Source organism: Streptomyces sp. NH27 (assembly GCF_056859195.1).
In genome coordinates, this window is record NZ_JACEGK010000953.1 from 1 (window position 1) to 1,278 (window position 1,278).

Annotated in this window: 2 protein-coding genes; both read left to right on the forward strand. The window is 72.9% G+C overall.

The window, feature by feature from the left end; genetic code table 11:
* Positions 1–4 precede the first annotated feature (4 nt).
* Positions 5–838, forward strand: a complete 834-nt coding sequence (locus AC13HU_RS37350; RefSeq protein WP_483046449.1) for a hypothetical protein — start codon at positions 5–7, stop codon at positions 836–838.
* Positions 839–1,094: 256 nt separating this feature from the next.
* A partial coding sequence (locus tag AC13HU_RS37355; RefSeq protein ID WP_483046448.1) for an SCO5717 family growth-regulating ATPase occupies positions 1,095–1,278 on the forward strand: 184 nt, incomplete at its 3' end.

Below are 1,278 nucleotides of genomic sequence, written 5' to 3' on the forward strand. Positions count from 1 at the left end.
AGTCATGCCCCCGTCCGGTCGGGGCCGCGGCACGATGGACCCGGGAATCGTCGGGGTGGCCGGACTGGCCGGCCGCCGTAACCCGGACGGGCGGGCGGGCGACCGGGCCGGCGCGCAGCCTCGGCCCACCCGGCGCGCGATGCCCGGTTTCGGCCTGCGCGGCCCGCGCCGCGACCGCCATGTGCTCGGCGCCGGCGACCAGTTGGGCTCGATGGCACTGCCCGTCGGCGACGACGGCGTGGTCATCGGCGTGGACGTCCAGCGGCAACCGGTCATCCTCGGCGTGAACCGGCCGGCCGCCTTCGACATCATTCTGGTCGGCGGCCTGTGGATGGCCCAGGTGATCGCTTTCCGTACGGTCGCCACGGGCGCGCGGGTCGCGGTCGAGACCGCCCGACCGCATGTGTGGACGTCGCTCGCGCAAGCCGCGGGGGGTGGCCAGCCGTGTGTCACGATCCACGAGCCGGGGCGGGTGCCGCCGCAGGGCGCGTCCGTGTCCAGCCCGGTGCTGATCGTGCGGGACTGCGGGGTGAAGCCGCCACGCGGGCGGGTGACCTCCACGTCCTGGCAGTCGGTGCTGACGCTGCTGCCGTACCTCGGTCCCACGGCGCCCCGGTTGCTGGAGAACGCCGACCTCGTCGGGGTGCAGCTGGTCTCGCCCCAGGAGGCCGAGGTGATCGGCCGGTTGATGAACCTGCCGCATGCGGACTCGAGTGTGCTGCCGACCCTGGACGACCCCGTGGCCCTGTGGTGCACGCGCCGGCACCAGCAGTTCGTGATGACCGAGCCGACCGATGCGGAGGCCGGACTGCTGGGCACCCCGCGCCGCGTCGACTGAGCCGGGTGAGCGGCGACCGAACCGGCCGGGTGGTGACGGCCGAACCGGCGTTGGCGGACGCGGGCTGTGCCGGACGGGCCTGCCCGGAGCGGGCGGCGTAATTTAGGCTGTACTCCCGGGCGGCGCAAGGCGCCGTGGATCGGTTGAGCGCCGGTGCACCGGGAAAGGGCAACAGGTGGGATACGACATACGCCGGTGCGTCCTTTTCCGTACAGACTGGTCGTGAACGTGCTCGGCAATTTCGGGAGGCATCGCAGTGGGCAACGATCGGGACGACATCGGCGCAGGCGGGGCGGCGTCCGACGACGACCGACTCGACGTCGATCGCACAGGTGAGTTCACCATCGACTACACCCCGCCCGCCTGGTACATGAACACCGGCAGGTCCGCCGACCGCGACACCACCGGTCCGGACGGGGCCGCCGCTGCCCCACCCGAGC